At 44.8% G+C, this 22,143-nt stretch carries 15 protein-coding genes and 1 other annotated feature; of the genes, 10 read left to right on the top strand and 5 right to left on the bottom strand.

The window, feature by feature from the left end:
* The first annotated feature begins 14 nt into the window (after positions 1 to 14).
* Together thiH and BQ9856_RS02950 are read left to right on the top strand one after the other, a co-directional pair.
* Entirely contained in the window at positions 15 to 1,151 is a 1,137-nt protein-coding gene (thiH, locus tag BQ9856_RS02955) for a 2-iminoacetate synthase ThiH (RefSeq protein ID WP_442855479.1), read from the top strand.
* Positions 1,152 to 1,166: 15 nt separating this feature from the next.
* Positions 1,167 to 1,745: a thiamine phosphate synthase gene (locus tag BQ9856_RS02950; protein WP_077609637.1), complete on the top strand. Its 579-nt coding sequence runs from the start codon at positions 1,167 to 1,169 to the stop codon at positions 1,743 to 1,745.
* Between the two features lie 797 nt (positions 1,746 to 2,542).
* Here BQ9856_RS02950 and BQ9856_RS25095 read toward each other — a convergent pair.
* A complete protein-coding gene (locus BQ9856_RS25095; RefSeq protein WP_268875578.1) occupies positions 2,543 to 2,602 on the bottom strand; it encodes a putative holin-like toxin in 60 nt (19 codons plus the stop codon).
* 236 nt (positions 2,603 to 2,838) lie between these two features.
* Positions 2,839 to 3,095 (top strand) — a binding site (T-box leader).
* A gap of 41 nt (positions 3,096 to 3,136) precedes the next feature.
* On the opposite strand from BQ9856_RS25095, the gene tyrS reads away from it, so the two are divergent.
* Entirely contained in the window at positions 3,137 to 4,360 is a 1,224-nt protein-coding gene (gene tyrS / locus BQ9856_RS02940; RefSeq protein ID WP_077609635.1) for a tyrosine--tRNA ligase, read from the top strand.
* A 65-nt stretch (positions 4,361 to 4,425) separates the two neighbouring features.
* On the opposite strand, the gene BQ9856_RS02935 is transcribed toward tyrS, so the two are convergent.
* The 4 genes from BQ9856_RS02935 to BQ9856_RS02920 form a co-directional block, all read right to left on the bottom strand.
* On the bottom strand, positions 4,426 to 5,757 hold the full coding sequence (locus BQ9856_RS02935; RefSeq protein WP_200801242.1) for an HD-GYP domain-containing protein: 1,332 nt from the start codon (positions 5,755 to 5,757) through the stop codon (positions 4,426 to 4,428).
* Positions 5,758 to 6,189: 432 nt separating this feature from the next.
* Positions 6,190 to 6,690, bottom strand: a complete 501-nt coding sequence (locus tag BQ9856_RS02930) for a hypothetical protein (protein ID WP_077609634.1) — start codon at positions 6,688 to 6,690, stop codon at positions 6,190 to 6,192.
* Between the two features lie 31 nt (positions 6,691 to 6,721).
* The gene (locus BQ9856_RS02925; RefSeq protein ID WP_077609633.1) at positions 6,722 to 8,263 is read right to left on the bottom strand and encodes a M56 family metallopeptidase; all 1,542 of its coding nucleotides are present in this window, start codon (positions 8,261 to 8,263) and stop codon (positions 6,722 to 6,724) included.
* A gap of 11 nt (positions 8,264 to 8,274) precedes the next feature.
* On the bottom strand, positions 8,275 to 8,634 hold the full coding sequence (locus BQ9856_RS02920; protein ID WP_077609632.1) for a BlaI/MecI/CopY family transcriptional regulator: 360 nt from the start codon (positions 8,632 to 8,634) through the stop codon (positions 8,275 to 8,277).
* A gap of 616 nt (positions 8,635 to 9,250) precedes the next feature.
* On the opposite strand from BQ9856_RS02920, the gene BQ9856_RS02915 reads away from it, so the two are divergent.
* The 7 genes from BQ9856_RS02915 to BQ9856_RS02885 all read left to right on the top strand — a co-directional run bounded on the left by BQ9856_RS02915 (position 9,251) and on the right by BQ9856_RS02885 (position 22,122).
* Positions 9,251 to 9,949, top strand: coding sequence for a DUF1961 family protein (locus tag BQ9856_RS02915; protein ID WP_077609631.1), 699 nt, complete (start codon positions 9,251 to 9,253; stop codon positions 9,947 to 9,949).
* 181 nt (positions 9,950 to 10,130) lie between these two features.
* Positions 10,131 to 13,409 (top strand): glycoside hydrolase family 2, encoded by a 3,279-nt coding sequence (locus BQ9856_RS02910; RefSeq protein ID WP_077609630.1) that lies wholly within the window; start codon positions 10,131 to 10,133, stop codon positions 13,407 to 13,409.
* 129 nt (positions 13,410 to 13,538) lie between these two features.
* Positions 13,539 to 15,701 carry a helix-turn-helix domain-containing protein gene (locus tag BQ9856_RS02905; protein WP_077609629.1) on the top strand — a complete coding sequence of 721 codons (2,163 nt, stop codon included), beginning with the start codon at positions 13,539 to 13,541 and terminating at the stop codon, positions 15,699 to 15,701.
* Positions 15,702 to 15,926: 225 nt separating this feature from the next.
* Positions 15,927 to 16,889, top strand: coding sequence for an ABC transporter permease (locus tag BQ9856_RS02900; RefSeq protein ID WP_077609628.1), 963 nt, complete (start codon positions 15,927 to 15,929; stop codon positions 16,887 to 16,889).
* Positions 16,890 to 16,905: 16 nt separating this feature from the next.
* Positions 16,906 to 17,808, top strand: a complete 903-nt coding sequence (locus BQ9856_RS02895; protein WP_077609627.1) for a carbohydrate ABC transporter permease — start codon at positions 16,906 to 16,908, stop codon at positions 17,806 to 17,808.
* Positions 17,809 to 17,845: 37 nt separating this feature from the next.
* On the top strand, positions 17,846 to 19,411 hold the full coding sequence (locus BQ9856_RS02890; protein ID WP_077609626.1) for an extracellular solute-binding protein: 1,566 nt from the start codon (positions 17,846 to 17,848) through the stop codon (positions 19,409 to 19,411).
* 89 nt (positions 19,412 to 19,500) lie between these two features.
* On the top strand, positions 19,501 to 22,122 hold the full coding sequence (locus BQ9856_RS02885; protein ID WP_077609625.1) for an exo-rhamnogalacturonan lyase family protein: 2,622 nt from the start codon (positions 19,501 to 19,503) through the stop codon (positions 22,120 to 22,122).
* The last annotated feature ends 21 nt before the right edge of the window (positions 22,123 to 22,143 follow it).

The raw sequence follows: 22,143 nt of genomic DNA, 5'->3' as shown, positions 1-22,143 counted from the left end.
ACCGGATCGACCATATGACCTATCTGCCGGATATGGAGGTTTTGCAGTCAGACATACAGGACCGGGTGATAAAGGCCATGGAAAGCTATGATTATGACAGATACACCGAAGCGGATGTAAAAAATGCCCTGGCCCATGAGAACCGGTCCCCGGAAGATTTTGCGGCGCTGCTTTCGCCGGCAGCAATGCCGTTTCTGGAGGAGATGGCCTGTATGGCGAGAAAGGAGACCAGAAGATATTTTGGCAACAGTGTGAATCTCTTTACTCCGGTTTATATTTCCAATTACTGTGAAAATTTCTGCATTTACTGCGGTTTTCATTGTCATAACCGGATCAGCCGGGCCAGGCTGGGGGAGGAAGACATTGAGAAGGAAATGAGGGCTGTTGCCAAAAGCGGGCTTAAGGAGGTCCTGATCCTGACAGGGGAAAGCAGGAAAATGTCGGATGTGAAATACATAGGGGAAGCCTGTAAAATTGCCCGGAAGTATTTTAAGGCAGTGGGGGTGGAGGTGTATCCCATGAATTCGGATGAATATGCCTTTCTTCACCGGTGCGGTGCCGATTATGTAACGGTCTTTCAGGAAACTTACCATACTGAGAAATATGAGACTCTGCATCTGGCCGGGCACAAACGGATTTTTCCCTACCGCTTTGCAGCCCAGGAGAGGGCCCTGAAGGGAGGAATGCGGGGAGTGGGGATCGCCGCCCTTCTGGGACTGGATGATTTCCGGAAAGATGCATTTGCGGCCGGTATGCACGCCTACCTGCTGCAGCGAAAGTATCCTCATGCGGAAATTTCCTTTTCATGCCCCCGCCTGCGTCCGATCATCAACAATGATAAAATCAATCCCATGGATGTTCATGAGCCCCAGCTTTTGCAGGTGGTAACGGCATACCGCCTGTTCATGCCCTTTGCAGGCATTACGGTTTCCACCAGGGAATGTGCCCGGGTACGGGATAACCTGGTAAACATTGCAGCTACAAAAATATCCGCAGGGGTGAGTACCGGAATCGGCGGACATGCAGATAAAACGGAGCAAATGGGGGACAGCCAGTTTGAGATTTCAGACGGCCGTTCCGTGGACGCGGTCATGAAGGATTTGTTAAGGCTGGGCATGCAGCCGGTCATGAGTGATTATCTGTATGTATAACAGGGGGTGGAATTTATGGAATCGAACGAATTTTATCACGAAATCATAGCAGTGACCAACCGGCATTTATGCAGCCGTCCATTTTTAGAACAAATAGAATCTGTCTGCAGGCAGCGGCCCAGGGCATTGGTCCTGAGGGAAAACGACATGGAGGAGGAAGAATACGAAAGGCTGGCCCGTCTTGTGCTTCCAATTTGCGAAACCTTTCGGGTGCCCTGTATCCTTCATTCTTTTTCCGATACGGCGAAGAGGCTGCATGTGGATAAGATCCATTTGCCTCTGTTGAAATTGCAGGAACAAGGAAAGCCGGGACGGGAGTTTTCTGTCATAGGCACTTCCGTTCATTCGGTAAAGGAGGCGCGAAGAGCAGAGGAACTGGGAGCCGCTTATGTCATTGCCGGGCATATTTTTGAAACCGGCTGCAAACCCGGCGTGCCTCCCAGAGGACTTGATTTTCTGGAAGAAGTATGCGGCGCTGTCAGCATTCCTGTTTATGCCATTGGAGGGATGCAGCTTGCCGGGAGCTGCTTAAAGGAGATAAAGGAAAGGGGTGCAGCGGGAATGTGCGTTATGTCCGGACTGATGAAAGGGTAATCTATACCTATTTCCTCAGTTTATTTCTTAAAATTTTATTTAAAAAATTAAAATTTCCTGTTTGATAAGTACTTGATGTAAAATGAGCCATAAGGAATCGAAAGTTCACGAAGGGGTACACCACTACGGGTGTATTTCTTTGTGAACTTTTTTCATATATCAGGAAATAATACTCTTTCCTGTGAAATTATGATAATCATGGACTGCTTTTTTTGTATTTTTACAATTCTCTCTGGTGGCTCTTACATAAACAGGTTTATATATTGAATACACATAAATAAAATGGAAAAAATTGGAAAAATATGTTATAAGTTATATATAATCTCAAAAGAAAATGAAAGAAAGATTATAAAGATTAATTTTGGCTTTATTATGAATATTCAATCAGTATTCAGGGGGGCATTGCTTTTTAAATTTCTAAAGTGGTGTAACCCATGTGGATAAGATTCATTTACCTCTATGGAAATTACAGGAACAAGAAGGAGCGGTAAAATCGTTTTCTGTTATAGGTGCTTCGGTCCATTCTGTGTAGGAAGCACAGATGGCAGAAAAGCTGGGAGCCTCTTATATTATGGCAGGGCATGTGCATTATGTCCGGCCTGATGAAAGGGTAAATAGAAGGGCCTTTTTGAAAGAACCATTGCAATGCCGCTCCAGATATGCTATATTAGAATTACAAAAGGAACAATCGCCCCCCTACAAGGGGTTAGCCGTTAGGTAGAAATTCCACCCGATACCGGCCAAAGTATACAAGGGTGGTTTTTCTATGCCTGTTTCCAGGACTTTAAAGAAAAACGCTACTTACAATTAATGAAAATAAAGGTAAGTAATGCGATTATGAACATACCAAAGGCCATAAGGTCCTAAAAGTCATATTTCATCCGCACCACCTCCCATCTATGTATGATGGAAGGCCAACGCCCTTGCAGTGACACGATTGTTCCGTATCACCATGGTAACATATTCCTTTTCATCGTGCAGCCTTAATGTCAAGAGTCCGGACCTCAGTTTATTTTTTGATGGAATTTCAAGGAACCCCCCTCTTGACAAATCAATCAAACCAACATATACTAGTCAATAACTTCATAAACAAGTAAAAGCGCAGATAAGAACAAGTAGCAGTGCGAAAGACCACACAGAAAGCAGCCGGCTGATGAGAGGCGCGTGGAAAACGGATTGCGAATACATCTTTGAGCTTCACACCCAACGGCAGAGATGCCCAGTAGGCTGTGACGGATTCCCGCACCCGTTATTGTGCTAGAGTATCGCATCAGGTACTCGAAGAGGTAAGCAGCGTGAGCTGTTTATAAACTTAAGGTGGTAACACGAGACATTCGCCTCGTCCTTTTGATAGGACGGGGTTTATTTTTTTATGAAAAAGGAGAATTGCGATGACAATTTATGAAGAGCTGAAAGCCCGGGGCCTGATCGCCCAGGTGACAAATGAAGAAGAGATCAGCAAGATGGTAAATGAAGGAAAAGCCGTATTTTATATCGGATTCGACCCCACGGCAGACAGCCTGCACGTAGGCCATTTCATGGCTCTGTGCTTAATGAAGCGCCTTCAGGAGGCAGGCAATAAGCCCATTGCCTTAATCGGCGGTGGTACCGGCATGGTAGGAGATCCCTCCGGCCGCAGCGACATGCGTCAGATGATGACTGTGGAAATGATCCAGCATAACTGTGACTGCTTTAAAAAGCAGATGAGCCGTTTCATTGATTTTTCCGATGGAAAGGCTCTTATGGTCAACAATGCAGACTGGCTGATGGAGCTTAATTACATTGATTTCCTTCGTGAGATCGGCCCTCATTTTTCCGTTAACCGCATGCTGACTGCAGAATGCTACAAGCAGCGCATGGAAAAGGGCTTGAGCTTCCTGGAATTCAACTACATGATCATGCAGAGCTATGACTTCTATGAGTTATTTAAGCGTTACGGCTGTAACATGCAGTTCGGCGGGGATGACCAGTGGAGCAATATGCTTGGAGGTACGGAACTGATCCGCCGGAAATTAGGGAAGGATGCCCATGCCATGACCATTACCCTGCTCTTAAATTCCGAAGGCAAGAAGATGGGCAAGACCCAGTCAGGTGCGGTATGGCTTGACCCGGAAAAGACTTCCCCCTTTGACTTTTTCCAGTACTGGAGAAACGTTGCCGATGCAGATGTGTTAAAATGCCTGCGTATGCTGACCTTCCTTCCCATTGAGCAGATCGACGATATGGACAGCTGGGAAGGCAGCCAGTTAAATCAGGCCAAGGAAATCCTTGCTTATGAACTGACCAAGCTGGTGCACGGTGAGGAGGAAGCGGAAAAAGTAAAGAAAAGTGCCAGAGAACTGTTTACCGGCGGCAATGCGGCCAACATGCCGACCTGCGAGCTGGAAGAGACAGATTTTACGGACGGAAGCGTTGATATCCTGACCATACTCCAGAAATCCGGCCTGGCTCCGACCCGTTCCGAGGCAAGAAGAAATGTGGAGCAGGGAGGAGTGACCGTAGAGGGAGAGGCTGTTTCTGATGTGAAGGCTGTTTTCGCAAAAGAGCAGTTATCCGGAGAGGGCGTAGTAGTAAAGCGCGGGAAGAAAAAATTTGTAAAGGTTATTGCGAAATAAAGAAAAGGATGCGCTGCAAAATAGCTGGTTAAGTTATGATGCGGCGCATCCTTTCCTTTCAGCCGTCATGGCCACAACAGCGCATGGTCCGGCTCTTTCAGGGCAAGCGCAAAGTGAAGCTTATCGCTTAAAGACTGTAATGGAAGAAGGGCTTCGTATTCCGTTTTCAGCTTATCGTAAATGCTTAATATGGGCTGACAGCGTACGGCGGTTGTTTCAAGAATCTCCTCCAGATTCTCAACAGCCAGGCCAACGATGGAAGGGTCTAAGAGACCATCCGTTTTCATCCTGGTAAGTATGGACCGGATGCGTTCTGTAGGGAAGGAGTCCTTATAGCTTCTTGTTCCGGTCAGAGCGCTGATGATATCCGCAATGGCCACAAGCCGTTCTTCTGTGGTCAAGTCACCGGCAGTAAGCCCTCCCGGATATCCGGATCCATTTAACTTCTCATGGTGGCGAAGAGCGATGCGTGCAATGGTTTCGTCTATGCTGCCTCCGAATATTTCTTCCGTCAGATTTACGTGAGTCCGCATGACCGTCATAGCCTGATCGCTTAATTTTCCGGGGGATTCAAGAATATCTACCGGAATGGCGATCTTGCCCAGATCATGAAGCAGTGCGCCGCAGAGAACCTGGTTTAAACGGTCTTCACCCAGGGAAAGCAGTTTTCCCAGCTCATAGCTGATGCTGGTGGTGGCTATGGTATGGGTTACGGTATAATGGCTTCTGAAGTCAATGATAAACACCAGCATTTTCAAATAGTTTGTAATTTCTTCTCCGGAAAGGGGGATACGGGTTAAGAAGTCAAAATACTCCGAATCTTTCCTCCATTCCTCTTCAATGGATCCGTGAAAATCCAATTTGGCTGCAAGATCCACGATATGCGGAGCAAAGATAGTTCTCTTTCCCTCCATGAAAGATGGAAGCGTCTGTTCCCAGGAACGGTTTTCCAAAGACATGGAGACATCGATGCGGTCTGCGATGTGGATGAGCTGGGACAAATCTTTTAGCTTCGGGCAGAGCTCTTTTTCATTTTCCAGAAATTTCCAGGTGATATGGTGCAGGAGTACTGCGGGAGCTAATTCCTTAAGAGGAGAGAAATACCGTATGAAGAGATATCCATAGAACGAATGATCCCAGACATCACTGGTCTCAAATTGAATCATCCTGGAAATCTCCTCTGTTTTGTACGCTCCCACATCGTGGAGCTGGGCTGCAAAACAGATATCGCGGAGTTCCTGTCCGGAATACTGCCCGGTTCCCCGAAGCATGCAAAAGACGATGTAAGCGACATGGGATCCGTGTTCCGTAAGCCGTGGGTCAATGTAATTACAGAAACGCCGGATGATGCCGAGAACGCTTTTATTATTTATATTTTTCGTATATTGCATTTGCATGCATGATTCCTCCTTTGTAGTCTCTGGAAAATAGTTTACCATATTAACCCAGATATGGAAAGAAAAGATTGAGGGGCTTTGGTACAAGTATGTGGTTCAGGAAAAAGCCATTGGTAAATACATTCCTTATATGTTAAAATCTTAATAACAATACATTGTTTTTTAACCATACTGGGAGGTGTGTCATGCTGTTAGATAATATGAAGTGATGGCAGAGCGTGGTGAATGGCATCATGCTCTATCATTTTGCTGTAATCAGATTACCTGAGTGGATAGGACGCTATTGGAAAAGCGTATGAAAAAACTCCTTTCCGATAAGAATTATGACATCGGAAAGGAGATATTTATAAAGGTACAAACTATTTTGAATAAAAACTTTTAAATTGTATGTACTTCCCTATAATATTTTGGCAATTAAAGAGTTAAGTTCAGTTAAAATGTAAAATTTACAGAAGTAAGAGTTACACGATCTGAAGACGCATTTGTAATGCCTACACGATAATATTTTGTCTCATCAGCAGTTGCGTATACAGTAGCACTCTTTCCAGTTTTAGTGCCGCTTTTCCAATCATATTCATCATCAGTACCATTATAGTTAGTTTTGATAAATTGATATTTCATTGTTGCACTTCTATTTAATGTGTAAGAAAACTTCATCTTTGTTCCGTCTGTAACATAAAAACCTCTAGCAGATGAATTAGATGGCATAAAAGATGTATACCACCCATTGTCCAGAGTTATACCTGACCAATGGTAATTCGCGTTACTTGGTGGTATAGTTCCTTCTTCAACAATCTCACCGTTTTGATTGTAAACCACGTAATCAATTCCACCTGTGATATTACTAGATGCCGCCGCACTTGCTGGAATGCAAAGAGTCACAACCATAACAATTGAAAGTAAAAAGCCACAAAGTTTTCTGAGCTTATTCATGATGTACCTCCTCATAAGATTAATTATTGATTTAATTATTCAAAATAGAAATTGTACCTTGTTTTAGTGCGAGATAGTCAGATGTTGCGCTGATGACATAGATATAGTAATCGCCTCCTTTTGTGATGTTTAATTGATATGTTCCGCTTGAACCTTTAAATTCTTCTCCAGGATATAAAACGCCATCCAAAGAATAGCCAACAATAATTGTTTGAGAATCCGTTACTTCTGATGGATATTTCTCAAATTTATATACTAGACTATCACCCTTTTTACAAGTCCAGCCTTGATGGTCATTTTCTGAAAAGATTGCCGCACTCCCATTGGGCATAATAATTTCAGGAGTAATATTATCCGTGGCTTCAAATTCTGTAATACTACTTGGAGATAACATATCTTGAGAAGCTAATTTATTAACAAGGGAATTTTCAGGCACACTTAAGTCTGCATCATTGTTGATGTTATTTGATGTAGTATTAGGTGTATGTGCTGATTGGAAAGGCGTAGAATTATCTTGGACACTTGTTCCAATTAAATTACGATTTTCACTATCAATAACTTCTGCTTGACTCATAAGAGAATTATTAATTAATTTATCTTTGGATTCATTATTTATAGCTAATGCACTCGTAGCAAAAACAGTTGTCGTTCCAATAACTAAGGTTAAGGCCAACAGTATTCCTACAAAGGAAGTTTTCTTCATTTTCATAATAGATACAATCCTTTCTTCAATCGCATTTTTGCTGAAACTATTAACAAGTGGGGTTAGACGGCTTTTCTTTTCCTCTAGCCCAATCAAAGTCAAAGCATAGGCCGATTTCATATTTACTCCAAACGTTCTTACAACCGATTCATCACAGGACAGTTCGATATCACGGTTTGCAAGTATATACATCAGCCATACAAAAGGATTGAACCAGTGTATGCATAATGCCGTTGCCATCAATAGCTTTGTTAGTATGTCAAATCGCCGGATATGCACAAACTCATGCATTAGGATATAGTTTAACCGCGTTTCATCTGTCCAATCTGTTTGCTTGGGCAGAAGTACAACTGGTCGAAATATTCCATAGGTCAACGGAGTGGAAATCTTATCCAACTGCTGGATTTTTACCCTGCGCCTGGTCAGATGCTTTTGCTGCCAGTCTTTCACAAATTCGTTGTCAAGCGGCAAAGCAGTTTTATACTCCCTACGGCAACGAAGGTGCGTTATAATGAAACATAGGGCACAAACAAACGAACCCACAATCCATAAAATTAAGATGGGTGATATGCTCACAGATGCCGAATCCGGCGAAATTGATACTGTAGATGCAATTATTGTACCGTTAAAGGGAATAGGTGTCCCAGTTAGGGGCAAATCCTCTTTATAAATTTGGTTTCTAAGATTATCTACAACAGTAAAAATACTGAACTTTGAAGGAATAGAAAAAGGAATCAACAAGTGGTACAACACTACTCCCCACAGCACAAGGAATGTTTTTTTGGGTAGTTTGTACAATAGCAACGCACGGATTACCACAATGGCCAGAATAAGAATAGTAGTAGAAAAACTCATTTTTAATAGGCTCATAGCCACCCTCCTTATTCCAGAATATTGACTAGCTGCTTTAGCCTTTCAATTTCTTCCGGTGATAGGTTTTGACGTCCTAAAATGGAAGCAACAAGCTGGTCGGCAGCACCATCATACATTTTGTTAATAAGTTCCGTTGTTTCAAGTTCTCTTACCTGTTCAATGGTTACAAGTGGGCGGCATACAAAATTCGGCTCAATACGCTCAATAGCTCCCTTATTAATACACCTTTTGATCAAGGTGTAGGTCGTAGTTTTATTCCAACCCACTTGCTCCTTAAGTATTTCCGCTATTTGCTTTGCAGTGGTGTCACCGTTTTTCCATAGAACAGCCATTATCTTTAGTTCTGAATCGAATAATTTGATTTGCATTGTTAAACTCCTATACAAAAATATTTTACTCCAGTAGAATTGTTTTGATGTTATTTTACTCCAGTAGAACAGAATTGTCAATAGGACGCTAAGGATTTATCTACTTTGCATTTTTTTAATATCCATGGAACCGGTGCTCTGATTGTTATATTTGTACTTAGAGAAAGTAGCCACATTTCTGTGATGGCTTAAGGTAGATCATTTTTCTTTCTTATTATTAAGAGTCGTGTACACGGCATTTCTGGGTCAGATGTCTATGAAACCAGAAACAAATGAACTGAAGGTTTCCATCATGGAAACAGTAGCCCCTATAAAGGAAAAGGTACAATTCTGATATTATAGGCTGGTGAAAGGCATCACAGGCATACTGTTGTATGCGAAATAAGGCATCAGGCTATGGTTTCGGACAAAGCGCCCGAAGTAGTGTCAATTTTGACTTAAGCTGGCCGCTTAGATAGAGTGTCTGTACCCATTGGGCATAAAAGAATCATTCCCCCACAAGCTCAGTTCGACGGAGCTACTCAAGTATGGAAAAGCGATTGTGAATAATTTTCAGGAGTTGTATAATAACTTTATTGTGTTATATTAATGAAGGTTATTTTATGGAGGGATTAGCATGAAGAACAATGCAACATGTTATGTGAAGCTTATTGAGGAAAAATTGATCTATGATAATCCGATGTCAAAAAATAAAGACATTGACGGTTTTATTCTAGAGGGCAATGCACGAATAAGCTTTGAGGATGGCTGTATGCGCTTAAAGAACGCACTGGACAATGATCTTGGGCAGAAGGCCAATTATGTGCTGTGGTGTCCTGAGGATTTCCCGGAGGATGTGAAAATCACATGGGAATTTAAGCCTGTCACAGATCAGGGGCTTTGCATCATGTTCTTTGCGGCTTCCGGAAAGGAGGGAAAAGATTTATTTGACCCGTCCCTTTCGGAGCGCACCGGGGAATATCCCCAGTACCACAGCGGGGATATCAATGCTTTTCATGTCTCCTATTTCAGGCGGAAGGAGCCGGATGAGAGAGCCTTTCATACCTGCAACTTAAGGAAGAGCTGCGGCTTCCATCTGGCAGCCCAGGGGGCGGACCCGCTTCCGGGTGCAGAGGATGCCTCCGGTTTTTACCGGATATCCATCCGCAAATACCATAACCATATCAGCTTTTCCATCAATGAATTAACGGTATTCGAATATTCTGACGATGGCCGGACCTTTGGGGAGGTTCTGGGGAGAGGGAAAATCGGGTTCCGCCAATTGGCACCCCTGACAGCGGATTACAGGAATTTAAAGGTATATGAATTATCATAAACATCGCTTTACGGGAAAAATAAAACGGGCATAAATTGATAATCCGGGTATTAAATGCAGGAAAGTTCTTGATCTGTAAGGACCCGCCGCAATGAAAAATGGATAGAAAATGATTGTTTACAAAGGATGAGGCCGAAGCTATAATACCCTAACAAGAAGAAATCGGAAAGAAGGGAGTATTATGGAACCGGAAAAAAACGTACCTGGAAAAACATATTATTTTCATAACGGCTGGAAATTCCTGTTGGCAGATGCATTCCCGATGGATCAGGCGGTTAAAAAAACATGTGATGGCAGCGGGCATTGCTTTTTTGAAAAAGAATATTCTGAAGAGGGCTGGCAGACCGTTACCATTCCCCATACGTTCAATGACAAGGACTTATTCCGGGACAGGATTCAGGATGCAGGAAGCGGACAGAAAAGAACGTCGGCCTTTTACCGGAAATGGTTCCCGGTACCGGAAAAGCACCGGGGACAGAAAGTGCTGATAGAATTTGAAGGAATGCGCCAGACCTGTTATCTTTATATCAATGGGTGTATGGCGGGATATTACGAAGCAGGAGTCGCGCCCTTTGGATTTGATCTCACCCCCTGGGTCCGCTACGATGCCCCGAATCTGATTGCGGTAGCTACCGATAATACCTCCACAAGAAACATTGATTTCTGTATCGCTGAGACACCGAATAAGCCGGATGCAGTACCGGGCACCTATCTGCTTCCCCAGGGCCGTGAGGAGCCCGGCTATAAAAAGGGGGTAGGATTTTTCTGGAACTGTAATGATTTTAACCCGTCCGTGGGAGGGATTACCCGGCCGGTAAAACTTCATTTTAAGCCGGAAGTTTATTTGACCCTTCCGCTCTACAGCAACCTGCAGACAAAGGGAGTTTATATTTACGGGCAGGATTACCATATTGATGAAAAAAGTGTTCAGATCGGGACAGAAGCGGAGATACGCAATGAAGGCCGGGAACGTGTGACCGCATGGCTGGATATTTCTGTCAAAGACTTAAAAGGAACGGAAGTCATTCGTTTCCTTTCCGAAAAACAGCAGATTGCCCCCGCAGGAAAGGTCCGGCCGGAGCTTTCCATTACGCCGGAAGATGCGTATATATGGGATAAGGATGCAGATCAGTACATGCCGGTAGAGGATGAAAAAATGGTAAGGGAAACAGTGACGGACTCCCGGTCGGTTTCCGTGATTTCCGCTTTGTCACCGCGGACGGAGGTCCGTTTCTGGAGCATTGAGGATCCGTACCTTTACCGGATCGAGGTTCAGTTATATGTAGAAGGCCACAGGGCAGACAGCGCAGTCATTGAGACCGGATTCCGGTTTGTGGATTATCATAAGGACCGCGGAATACGGGTCAATGAAGTCCCTGTCTGGCTGACCGGTTATGCCCAGCGGGCATCCAATGAATGGGCTGCCATCGGAATTGCTCCGGAATGGCTCAAAGACCAGGATACGATGTGGATACGGGAAAGCAACAGCAATCATCTGCGCTTTATGCATGTGGCTGCCTCTCCCGCCGATATCCGTTCCTGTGACCGTCATGGGATCGTATGTACCCAGCCGGCCGGGGATAAGGAAAGAGAGAATTTCGGAAGACAGTGGGATCAGAGAGTGGAACTGATGCGTGATGTTATTATTTCGTTTCGCAATCATCCATCTATCTTCTTCTGGGAGGCGGGAAATAATTCCATCAGCAGTGAACATATGAGAGAAATGCGTTTATTAAAGGAAAAGCTGGACCCGAAGGGCGGACGCTTCATGGGATGCCGTACAATAAATACAGAAGATGTGGTAAAGGAATCGGAGTATGCGGGCACCATGCTGAACCGCCATGCAGCACGCTTCCTGGCGGAACATGGTCCGGTGACGGAAACAGAATATGCAAGAGAAGAAGCCCCCAGGCGCATATGGGATGATTTTACACCGCCGGATTTTGATTATAAAAATAAGTGGCTCGGAAAAGGAGGGAAAAAACAGGTCGGAATGGATTTTTATGACCTGACTTCCGAGGATTTTGCCTTAACTGCAGCCAAAGGTTACAGCGAATTTTTTCATGACAGGATCGGCGGCGCTTCGGGAAAAAACTATTACAGTGCATGTGCCGCACTTTGCTGGACAGATTCCGCTCAGCATGGACGCCAGTCCTTTAGTGAAAATGGCCGTATGAGCGGGCGGGTAGATCCTGTGCGGATAAAAAAGCAGAGCTTTGATGTTTTTTCAGTGATGCAGTCACCGGTACCTCTGATACGGATCATGGGCCACTGGAATTATCCTCCGGAAGACGGGATCAATTACCGTTACATAGATAAGAGCTTTAACGGCAGTTATTGGGAAGAGAACGGGACAGTGAAATACAGGGATCCGAAGCATAAGACCGTTTATGTCATAGGCAGCTACAGCACTGAAAAGATCCTGCTTTTTGTAAATGGAAAAAAGGCCGGAGCCTGTGAAAAGCCACAGGATACATTTGTATTTGCATTCCCTGATGTGAATGTAACGGAGCATGGAGTTATTGAAGCCCATGGATATGGGTACGATGGCAGGCTGGCAGCAAAGGATGAAATCCATACGGCCAGCGATCCTGCCGGATTAAAGCTTCAATTGCATACATCACCGAAAGGCATGTATGCGGATGGAGCGGACGTGGCTTATGTTGATGTAAAGGTGGTAGACAAAGATGGAAGGATCTGCCCCCTCTGCGGGGACAGGATCGGCTTCACTCTGGAAGGGGAAGGCGTATTTTTAGGCGGATATAATAGCGGACGCTTCGCAGGCTATGGCAGGGATGACAGCGTGATACACGAGAATTATGTATATTCTGAGTGCGGGATAAATAGAGTTTTTATCCGTTCCACCAGGAAACCCGGGAAGATTATGTTAAGTGCGAAAATGGCAGATGTTCCTGAAGCGTGTATCCGGTGGGAAAGCACTTTTGTGGACCTGTCTCCTCTGACTGAGGAAGGCCCGGCAGTGTGGTACCAGGCGTATTCTGAGGAAGCTCCGGTAATAACCCCGGCGTTTCCTGCTATTCCTTTGGCGGATTCCTGCAAGTACGTGCCGGAAGACCGGCAATACTGCAAAATTCTGGTGAATGGGCAGGAGCCTGATACCAGAGGTGTCAGGAGTATCAATAAAAATGGCAGCATTTGGGGGGCAGTTCTGTGTATCCTGGAAAGGCTTAAGCTGGAGTGGGGGAATGAATTTTCCTATACGTATCTGCCAGATGAAAAAAAGCTGATACTGGTATCAGGAAATGAAACGGTGGAGGCGGAAGCAGGAAGAACCCATCTTCTGGTAAACGGAAAAGAAAACCTGATGGATGGAGAACCGTATGTTACACCGGAGGGAAGCTTTGTCATGGAAGTGAATGCATTGATTCCTTATATCAAAGGAGTAACTGCATTATACGACGAGAGGGTAGGCGTATTCCGTATTGAAACAGGAAGATAGAATGGAACAAAAGCTGCGTTCATATAAAATGCGCAGCTTTTGCTCTCTTTTTTTATGCCTGAAAGCATGCGGGACGGAAAAGGCAAATAAGATTAAGATAGCAAAATCAAAGAGTAAGGATTGGGGATTATGCGGATTAAAAAAATTATAAGCTCATTAACCTATGAAAAGCAGATGTTTATGAGACTTTTGGGGCTGGTGACGCTGCCGCTCATTGTTATGGGGATCGTATCATGCAATATTTATATTAAGGGAGAAACCTCCAAAAACCAGATGGCTTTAAACTCCTATAGTGATGAGGTTTCCCGGGAATATGAAAATATTTTATCTTCCTTAAAAGAGTATTATATCGAAGCAGCGAACGGAGATGCAGTCCGGTGGATGGGGAGGCAGGAGGAGCCGCCATTTTCCACATTCAGCAATTTAAAGCAGGCACAGAGGATCATGGAAGGCAATTATTTCATGGCAAAATATATTGCGGATTATGAATTTATCAATGTAAATTATGGCTGGGTTTTTAATAATTACGGAATGTTCCGTTTTGAACAGATGAAGAACCGGGAAGAGGCACAGCGTTTTTTGGAGGAACAGGAGAAGATGCTTTTGTCTGTTTACTGGCTGAACCGGCCGGAGGCGGTCACTCCCATGTCCGGAAGCATGCGGGCTACCAATACAATCGACACCTCCGGTCTTCGTCTGGTTGTGAAAAAAGAGCGGGGCATTGACGGGATATCCTGGCTTCTCACCATTAAGATCGATGAAAACGAATTGAAGGAAATGTCTCAGACCTATAAAACGATGGGATATGATGTTGCGATCATCAGCAGGGGGAAAGTGCTGATGGAAACAGGTCCAGGGATGGCCGAGCTGTATTTAAACAGCAATAGAGAGGGCTCAGGAGTCTATAAGGGGGAAAATGGGACAAAATATCATATCAGCGTGCGGACAGAGGATATAAGCGGTCTGACTTATCTGGTGGGCTATAATGCGGCAGAGGTAAAAAAGGATGCCATTGTATTCATTTTCGCCTCTTTTGCCGTATTGGCAGGATTTGCATTGATCCTGTTTGCGGTACGGCTGACTGCGGTGGCATTTGCCAAACCGCTCCGGAGGCTGGAAAAATTTGTGGATGACCAGGATCAGCAGATAAAAAAGCTTTTGGTTTCCAACTTGATTGAAGGGGAACTGAATGTGAAAAATATTGAGGATGCATTGAAAAAATCGGAAATAGTCCCATGGCCGGCTTACCGGATGATCGCCATGAACTGTAAAACGGACCAGCCGGATTATGCTGCAATTCTTTCAGACCTTCCGGAGGGATTGAAAAAAGACATATTCATTGCTCCTGTTTATTATCGGGATAAGCTGATATTCATAACAGGAGCTGCTGATGATACGGATGTGGACTCCAGGACGGCCCTTCTTTATAAGGGACTGAAGGATCATATTGCAAAAACTTATGGGTTTGCCACTGCATCAGGCATCAGCCAGCCGTTCCACAAACTCCATCATGTACGGCGCGCATACAGTGAATGTACGGAGGCATTGTATAACAAATCCAATCAGGCGGACATGAATAATTCCTCGCTGGTTCTGTTTGATGACTTTTTAATCAGGGGCCCTGTGGGAAATGTTTACGATATGATTATGGAAAATGAGCTGATCCAGGCGATCATCAGCTGTAAGGAAGAGGAATCGGCATGTCTTCTGGAGCTGATCATTGACCGTATGGAAAGAAAAAACGTGGTGGGAATTGAACGTAACTTTTATTGGAACCGGCTTTTGACTGCAATGTTAAATATTCCGGCAGCCGCAGATATTCCCCTTTCCGATGTGTTTGACAGTGAACAATACAATGTACTCAATTCCGTTACCCGGATTTATGATAAGAAAAAAGTCGTCGCAGCCGTCAGCGGAGAAATCATTCACCCGATCATTGCAACGCTGGTAAAAAAAAGACAGGAGGGAGAGGAATCGGAAGTTGTAAAACATATGGTAGCGCTTATTAAAGACAGCAAAGGGAATATGAGCCTGAACGACTGTGCGGATCAGCTGTCCTATCATCCCAATTATTTAAGTAAGATTCTGAAACGGGAAAAGGGCGTGACATTTACCGATATGGCAAATGAAGAGAAATTGAAACAGGCAAAATATATGCTTTTAACAACAGAATATTCCGTGGCCGAGATTTCGGAGAAGCTGATGTATAATAATGTACAAAATTTTATCCGCTTTTTTAAAAATCATGTTGGATTTACACCGGCGGCATTCCGCAAAGAGCACCGGAAGTGATGGAATAAAATGATTATTTTAGTACACAAGCCTCATAAAACCGTTTAACTATGCGGGATATGAGGCTTTTTTCCAAAGAAAAACCGGTCATAAAATGATTATTTACAAATGCCTGCCCCTGTGTATAGAATATGCTCACAAAGCGGTACCGCAAAATATAAAAAACTGACATAATTACCAATTCATGTTGGCATTATGGAAAAAGGAAATTGAAAAGGAGAGCATATGGAAAAGATTCAAAGCAATGCAAAAGCCAGGGCGGGCACCTGGAAACATGCGCTGTCAGTACATAAGTGGCTGTACATCATGATCATACCGGGTGTGCTTTACATGCTGGTATTTAAATATCTGCCTATGGGCGGACTGGTAATGGCGTTTCAGGATTTCAGCCCGTATAACGGCAATTCCATGATCGGTGCGTTTTTTGAGAGCCCCTTTGTAGGACTTCGTATTTTTAAAAAATTTTTTACGGGTCCCGATTTTTTACAGGTTCTTAAGAATACGTTATCCATTTCCATTGCCAGCCTGATCTTTTACTTTCCCGCACCGATCATTCTGGCATTACTCTTAAATGAGATAAAGAATGCGGCTTTTAAGCGTGTTGCACAGACGATGGTTTATATTCCCCATTTTATATCCATGGTCATTGTAGCAGCACTTACCGCACAGCTTTTCAGCACCACGGACGGACTGGTATACCACAATCTGGTCCAGCTTTTCGGGCGGGAAAATGCGCCGGATATCATGTCCAATCCCAGGCTGTTCGTTCACATGATCGTGGGCCAGAGCATGTGGAAGGAGACCGGTTACGGCACCATCATCTTCCTGGCTGCTCTTTCCGGCGTTGACGTGCAGCTTTATGAAGCGGCAGAGGTGGATGGCGCAAACCGCTGGCAGAAGATGTGGCATATAACGTTACCGGCCATCCGGTCGACCATTGTCATCATGCTGATCTTAAGGGTCGGCACCATCTTAAATACAGGCTATGAGCAGATATTCCTGATGCAGAATTCCATGAACCGGTCGGTTTCCGATGTATTTGACACTTATATTTATACGAAAGGTGTTGTAAACGGAAATTATTCCATGGCAACGGCAGCCGGCATGTTTAAATCGGTAGTCAGCATGATCATGGTATTAGGAGCCAACAGGCTGGCGAAAGTTTTCGGAGAATCAGGATTCTATTGATAAGGAGAACAAAGCAATGGCAAAGACGAATCATATGAAAATTAAAAGAAGCCCGGGGGATCAGCTGGTTCAGGTTTTCATCTATCTTTTTGTGGGATTGTTGGCCCTGGTTACCCTGCTTCCGTTTGTGTACATCGTAGCAGGTTCCTTTGCAACAGAAAGGGAGCTGACAGAGCGGGCCTTCTTTCTTTTTCCCCGTACCCTATCCATGAATGCGTACCAGTACATATTTAAAAGCGGGGATGCCATACACGGATTGATGAACTCCCTTATTGTAACTTTAGTAGGGGTATTGATCAATATGTTTTTTTCCTGTACCCTGGCTTATCCGCTCTCCAGGCCATATTTCAAAGGGAGATTATTATTTACCAACATGGTCATCATCACGATGCTGTTTTCCGGCGGTATGGTCCCAAGCTACATGCTGGTGTCCAATGTGCTTCATTTAAAAAATACCTTTTGGGCATTGTGGCTTCCGGCAGCAATCAACCCCTTTAATATGATTATCATAAAGAATTATTTTCAGGGACTTCCCGTGGAATTGGAGGAGGCAGCCAGGATGGATGGCTCGAATGATTTACAGATATTTGTAAGGATCATTCTCCCCCTTTCCAAACCGGTACTGGCAAGCGTTTCTCTGTTCTATGCGGTAACCCATTGGAATTCCTACTTCGATGCAATGATGTATATTTCCGATAAAAATAAAGAAGTCATTCAGATTGTGCTGAGGAGAATCATTTTCATGACTTCTTCTGTGGCAACAGAAAGCGGATTTGACTGGGGACCGTTTGGCATGCCTCCGGAAAAAGCGGTGAAGATGGCCACAACTGTGGTAGCTACAATCCCGATTTTAGTAATATATCCATTTATCCAGAAATATTTTACCCAGGGTGTCATGGTAGGCTCGGTTAAGGGCTGAGTGCAATCATAAATATTTATTATTAAAGGAGAAGTGTATGATGAAAAAAACATGGAAAAAAGCATTATCGGCAGCATTAACGGGGGCTATGGCATGGTCCTTAACTGCCTGCGGCGGCTCGGGCGGTTCCGTTAAAACGGATGTGGCCGCTGCTTCCGCAGACGGAAAGCCAACTATTACATTTATGGCGCCTTCCTTTCACGGTACCGACTTAAAGAATGAAAAATCTGATGAGGTCATTAAGAGATATGAGGATCACACCGGCATTCATGTGAACTGGCAATGGGAATCCAATGATACGTATAAAGAAAAGCTTGGACTTACTTTGATGGATAAGGACAATATGCCCATGGTACTTACCTCTTCGGGAGACTTAACGGCCAATGTGGTGGATGCGGCCAGAAAGGGGGCCTTCTGGGATCTGACGGCCTTTTTGCAGGATAAGGAGAGCTATCCGAACCTGTCGAAAGCAAATCCTGATGTATTAAAGGCATTGACTGTGGATGGAAAAATCATTGGTATCTACCGGGCCAGGGTTATCGGCCGCTACGGCTTCTCTTACCGCACGGACTGGGCGGAAGCGGTAGGAATTACCGAGAAGCCGAAGACGGTCGAGGATGTTTACAATATGCTTTACAAATTTACCTACGAAGATCCGGATGGCAATGGGGAAGATGATACCTATGGCCTGGAAATGACCAAATATACGGGGCCCATCGATATTATCCAGACATGGTTTGGATGCGGCAATGAATGGGTGGAAAAAGACGGGAAGCTGGTTCCGGTTCATCAGACGGAAGAGTACCTGGAAGCTTTAAAATGGATGAGAAAGATCTATGAAGACGGTCTGATCAGAAAAGACTGGGCAACGGTTGATTCCGGAACGTTTCAGGACAGCTGTAAAAAGGGGGAAGCAGGTGCATTCATCGATGTTATGGATGGCGCAAAAAGAATCTGGGAATATTACGATATGAATGGCGTGAAGTCAGTGACCGATCCGTCTAAGAATGCTTCCATGACAATGGCAGGACCGATCAATGATAAAACACTGGCGACCAGCGGTTTTAACGGATATTATCTGATTACAAAGGCTGGGGCAAAGACTGAGGAAGATGTAAAGAACTGTCTGCATTTCCTGGATAAAATGTGCGATGATGAGATGCTTGTACTGGCTGACTACGGCTTAGAGGGCGTTACCTATGATTTGAATGAGGCTGGAAATGTTGTGAAAAAAGGGGAAATGGAACCTCAATATTCTCCTTCAGCCGGGCTTAACCAGAGTGTTTGCTATATTCCCAACCAGACTGCTTTAAAACCGTTACTGGAAAAAACAGAACCAATGAAGGCGCAGGATGAGGCTTATGAATATAATGAACAGTTCGCAGTCTTTAATCCGGCTCTTGGATATCTGGCAAACTCGGAAGTAAACGCAGAGGTCGGTACGGATATTGAGCAGATTATCGATGATGCCAGAACTCAGTATATCTGCGGACAGATTGATGATGCAGGTCTGGAAGCTGCTGCAAAACAGTGGCTGGACCGCGGCGGTGATAGGCTGGTAGAGGAAGTAAATAAGCTTTATCAGGAAGATACGGCGAAATAAATAAACAGGAAATGGAAAAGAGAGGCTTCAAGCGTGAGTGAACGGTTGAAGCCTTTTAAGCAGACCGCATTTTTGGGAGGGAAACAGGAATGATATTACATAGTTTGGGAGACAGAAGGCTGACCGGTTATACCATATGGGGCTGCATGTGGGAGAAAGGCTGCTGCGCGAAAGAAACGGAGTACCTGTTAAAAAACCAAAAGAAGGAAAACGTGCCCATGCAGAGCCGGATCACGGCGTGGTGGCCCGATGGTTCCGTGAAATGGACCGCCCATACGGCAGATGCTGCTCTTATGGGAAAGGAGATTGAAGTCGTACCCGGAACCCCTGTCCAACCGGAGAAAAAAATCCGGGTCGTGAAGAAAGATGGCTTTCTGGAGATACTGGCCGGAAGTATGGAGGTGAAAATCACCTGTGACGGAAAAAGGCTGTTTGATACCATATCCTTTCATGAAATAAAGTTTCTGACGGATGCCACGCCGGTTCTGCTTTTGGAGGAACCTTCCGTTTGGAATGGCAATCCGGTGAAAATTGAAAAAAAGTATGATTCCAGGATCACCGGGCTGTCACTGGAGGAAGAGGGAGCCTTACAGGTTATTGTGAAATATACCGGGCATCATGAATCCGGCGATGGAGATAAAAAGATTCCGTTTATCCTCCGTATGAAAATCGGGCTTGACAGCCCCCGCATTGATTTTGTACATACGTTTTTATATGATGGAGATGAGGAAAAGGATTTTTTAAAAGGGATCGGCATCCGCTTTCAATCTCCGTTAGAGGGAAATATTTACAACCGTCACGTAAAATTCATGGGAGACCATGGTGTGTTCCACGAAAGCATGGCGCAGCTTCTGACCTGGCGGCCCGGAGTTCCTCAGGAAATCTATGCAAAACAGGTTCGGGGAGAAAAGCTGGAGCTTGAGAAGGCTGATAAGGAGACGGTGGACACGGTTTTAAAAGATATGCCGTTTTGGAGTGAATATGATTTGTGCCAGGACAGCGTAAGTCATTTCTGCATCAAAAAGAAAATCAGGGATGAGAACTGCTGCTATCTGGACTGTCTTCATGGAAATAAGACGGAAGGAGGAGCCGCATTCGGATCGGAGCATGGCTCCATATCATTTTCTATCCGGGATTTTTGGGAAAAGTATCCGTCCGGCTATACCTTTCGGAATCTGGATGGGGATACGGCAGAAGCTGTCATATGGCTGTGGTCTCCTAAGGCAGAAGCCATGGACTTCCGCCACTATGCAAACAGAGGCTATAACCAGGTATATTACGAAGGCTATGATTATAAAGGCGCTGAGCCTTATGGAATCGCGTGTACCAGCGAATTCTCCGTTATGGTTTCCGAAGAGATGATTCCGGAAGATCAGAGCTTAAAGGTTTTTGCTGAAGCCGTAAAAAGACCGGTCCAGTATGTGGGGACGCCGGAATATTATCATAAGAGGAGGGCTTTTGGATACTGGTCCATGCCGGAACGGGGAACTGAGACGGAAAACTGGCTGGAGGACCAGCTTGACATGGCCGTGGACTTTTACCGGAATGAAGTAGTTCAGAGGAATTGGTACGGCATGTTCAATTATGGTGATTTCATGCATTCCTACGACAGGGAGCGGCATCAGTGGCGGTATGATATGGGAGGCTATGCCTGGGACAATACGGAGCTTGTTCCGACGCTGTGGTTATGGTATGAATTCATGAGAACCGGACGGGAAGATGTCTTTGTTCTGGCGGAGAAGCTGTCGAGACACACTTCCGAGGTAGACGTATATCATATGGGAAAATACAAGGGATTGGGATCCCGCCACAATGTCCGGCACTGGGGTTGTCCCTGTAAGGAAGCGAGAATTGCCATGGCGGCCCATCACCGTTTTTACTATTATCTGACCGGAGACCGGAGAATGGAAGATATATTTGAAGAGCTGAAGGACAATGAAATGACTTTTTTGAACAGGGATCCGCTGGGGGATTTCTATGAAAAGGAGAAAATGGTTTATCCGAGCCATGCAAGAAGCGGCCCGGATTGGTCTTCTCTATGTGCAAACTGGATGACGGAATGGGAGCGGTTCAACGATAAAAGGTACAGAGATAAGATCGTGACCGGAATGGGAGATATTAAGAAGTCACCGTTAAAGCTGATATCCGGTCCTGATTTTGAATTTAATCCGGCTGATGTTCATCTGCGCTACATCGGAGAGCGGACGACAGGAGGCACCCATCTCCAAATCTGCATGGGGGCCCCTGAGATATGGATGGAGTTGGCCGATCTGTTGGATGATGAGGAGTGGAAAGGGATGCTGGCGGATTACGGAAGGTTTTACTATCTGCCCGTACAGCAGAAGATGGAAGCGTCAAATGGAATCATAGGCAAAAGGGAATTCAGCTTTCCGTTTATGGCCTCAGCCATGGGAGCCTATGGAGCAGAGTATCTGGGCGATGAGGTACTGGCAGCAAGAACGTGGTGCCATTTACTTCATGCTTCTATCAGTCAGGGAAACCATGACGGATTCAGGACTTTTCCCGTTTCCAATCAGGGAAATCAGGAAAAATTGAGGGAGATCCCATGGATATCTACGAATTTTACGGCACAGTGGTGTCTCAATGTTATCGTAGTTCTTGAATTCATCCGCAGTGATCTTCCGGAAACGCTGAAGGAAGCAGATGAATTATTAGAAAATATACCGGAAGACTCATTCCGCAAGGCATAAAGGCTGATGCTCAGGATTTGC

Origin of the sequence: Clostridium sp. Marseille-P2415, assembly GCF_900155545.1 — a bacterium.
GTDB lineage: Bacteria > Bacillota > Clostridia > Lachnospirales > Lachnospiraceae > Lacrimispora.
This window is presented reverse-complemented; position numbering and strand designations above follow the sequence as displayed.